The organism is Aminobacter sp. P4_H6_2 (assembly GCF_056400805.1).
In genome coordinates, this window is record NZ_JBFUKO010000624.1 from 1 (window position 1) to 3,049 (window position 3,049).

A 3,049-nucleotide genomic window follows, 5' to 3' on the forward strand; every position below is an offset into this window, starting at 1 on the left:
TGCCGAATGTGGGCGACGAACTGCATCATTTCGGCTGGAATGCCTGCTCGTCATGCCTCTGTCCCAATGCGCCGCACCCCCATATGGAGCGGCGCTACCTTGTCGTGCCAGGCTTGCGGTCGTCGCGGCTGCACATCATCGACACCAAGCCGGATCCGAGAAACCCTGAGATCGTCAGGGTCATCGAGCCGGAAGAAATTGCAGAGAAGGCTGGCTATTCGCGCCTGCACACCATCCACTGCGGTCCCGAAGGAATATACGTGAACGCGCTTGGAAACGCAGAGGGCAAGGCGCCTGGCGGCATATTCCTGCTGGATTCCGGGAGTTTCGACGTTCTCGGTCAGTGGGAGATGGACCGGGGACCTCAGCAGCTTGCCTATGATTTCTGGTGGCATCTCGGTCACGACACGATGGTGACGAGCGAATGGGGAACCCCCGATACATTCGAGAACGGGCTCGTTCCGGAGATACTGCTGGGCAGCAAATATGGGCGCAGGCTGCACTTCTGGGATCTGCACAAACGCAAGCACCTTCAGGAGATCGACTTCGGCGAAGAACACCAGCTCGTGTTCGAATTGCGCCCGGCACATGATCCGACCAAGGCCTATGGCTTTGTTGGCTGTGTCATCAGCCTCAAGGATCTCTCGGCTTCGATCTGGACATGGTACCGCGACGGCGACAAATGGGCCGTGAAAAAGGTGATCGTGATCCCCGCCGAACCTGCGGATCCGGCCCTGCTGCCACCCGTGCTCAAGGGCTTCAATGCGGTCGCCCCGCTGGTGACCGACATCGACCTGTCGATGGATGACCGTTTCCTCTACGTTTCCTGCTGGGGCACGGGAGACATGATCCAGTACGACGTGTCGGACCCGTTCAACCCGAAAGAGGCCGGCAGGGTCCGCATAGGTGGTATCGTGTCCCGGGCAACCCACCCAAAGGCGAGCAATGGCGCGCTTAGTGGTGGCCCGCAAATGGTCGAAATCAGCCGAGATGGAAAGCGGGTCTATTTTACCAACTCTCTGTACGGCGCCATCGACCCGCAGTTCTATCCCGATGGCATCGACGGGTGGATGGTGAAGCTCGACGTGGGAGAAAATGGCGGGATCAAATTCGACGAGGATTTTTTCGTCGACTGGCCAAAAGGCCATCGGCCGCATCAGGTGCGTTTGGAGGGAGGCGATTGTTCGTCCGATTCCTACTGCTATCCCTGATGACGCCGGCAGCCACCCAGCGATTAGAGCGCCGTGCATCCAACTGGACGCACAAAGGATGCTCTAAGTCTTTGAATCCACGTATCGTTCTTTCCGAAAATCGATGCCGATTTTCGGAAAGATGCCGTAGTAGCTTATCATGATTTCCATCTCGCCTTGGCTGGTGCTTGCCGGCCTTGGCGCATTTCACGGCCTAAACCCTGCCATGGGGTGGCTGTTTGCGGTTGCCCTCGGCTTGCACCGGCAAAGCCGCAAGATCATATTGTTGTCGCTGGTCCCCATAGCGATAGGACATACCGTTTCGATTGCCATCGTTGCGATGGTGGTGTTGGCGCTCGGCATTTTCGTTGAGCAGCGCCCTTTGGAAGCGGCTGCCGGCATGATGCTCATTGGCTGGGCCGCTTTCCATGCCGCATACGGCCATCGCCACCGAGTTCGAGTCGGAATGAAAACGGGGATGATGGGGCTTGGATTCTGGTCTTTCTTGATGGCGACCGCCCACGGTGCCGGCCTCATGCTCGTGCCTGTACTCATACCGCTTTGCGTTTCGGTTAGCCCGACGGGCAAGCTGACGGCTGCCGGATCGCTGCCCACAGCGCTGGCAGCGGTGGGGCTACACATGGCCGCCATGCTTGCAGTGATCCTTGTTGTCAGCGTTTCCGTCTATGAATGGCTGGGGCTTTCATTGCTTCGCCGTGGATGGATCAATTTCGATCTCATCTGGATTACAGCCCTCGCGATCACCGGCATTGTACTGATTATTTGAAGCTGGACGGCTGGCCGCAAACTCGACAACGCCGCTCCGATGAGATGCGGAAAACACTGCTTTCAACCCGGTTTCTCATGACAAGGCCTGTCATCATCACATCATCAAGCACACAGAGTTGGACGAAAAGATGCACAGGATGAGCCATTGTGCCGAGCTTCCGCTGTCAACGACGAAACTAGCGGACGCCAACCTAGAGTGAACAACGGCTCCACCGTTGACAGCGGTGGCGTCCAGGAGCACGTTTGTATGTGATAGGTGTCGAAGCTACCCCCGACGTCGGCTATTTCAAGAGTGCCGCCGCCGCGTTGTGTTGTAGCGACGATATTGAGCAGTACTCCATGCGGCGCGCAAAGTGGGTATTGATGATCGATCGCTTCTTTCATATCGGAATTCTGTGGTTGGCCCTTGCTGGGCCGGCGCACGCTCAAACACTTCCGCTCCCGAACCAATTGCTGGACTTCCGTTCGACCGCGGGGGCGGAACTGTTCCTGGAAAGTGATGCCAGGGCAGCCTACTTCCCGCTTGCAAGTAATTTCCTGACGCAGGAGAACCAGGCATTTTGCGGGGTTGCGAGCATTGTGATGGTGCTAAATGCGCTACAGTTGGCCGCACCGAGCACTCCAGAATTTGATCCATACCACACCTTTACCCAGGACAATTTCCTTGATGCCCGCACCGAAGCAGTGCTGCCGAGCGACGTGCTCAGGAAGCAGGGAATGACGCTCGACCAGATCGGCGGGCTGATTGCGCTTCATCCCGTGCGGGTGGCCGTCCGCCACGCTTCTGATTCCAATCTGGATGGATTTCGCGCCGAGGCGCGCGACTACCTTTCGAAGCCCGACCACTATGTGATTGTAAACTACTTGCGAAAGGCTATCGGGCAGGAGCGCGGCGGCCATATATCACCCCTTGCAGCCTACGACGCGGAGACGGACCGGTTCCTCATTCTCGACGTTGCTCGCTACAAATATCCGCCCGTATGGGTAACGGCGTCGGATCTGTTTAATGCGATGAATACAACGGATTCTGACAACGAGAACAAGACGCGAGGCTTCGTGCTGGTGTCTAA

3 protein-coding genes are annotated in these 3,049 nt (G+C 57.4%); all 3 read left to right on the top strand.

Annotated features, from left to right (window positions below):
• Positions 1-1,211, top strand: a 1,211-nt coding sequence (locus tag AC1DUU_RS27630; protein WP_476786544.1) for a selenium-binding protein SBP56-related protein, incomplete at its 5' end; no start/stop codon positions are given.
• A 139-nt stretch (positions 1,212-1,350) separates the two neighbouring features.
• Entirely contained in the window at positions 1,351-1,977 is a 627-nt protein-coding gene (locus tag AC1DUU_RS27635; RefSeq protein WP_476786545.1) for a hypothetical protein, read from the top strand.
• A 251-nt stretch (positions 1,978-2,228) separates the two neighbouring features.
• Positions 2,229-3,049, top strand: an 821-nt coding sequence (locus tag AC1DUU_RS27640) for a phytochelatin synthase family protein (protein WP_476786546.1), incomplete at its 3' end; no start/stop codon positions are given.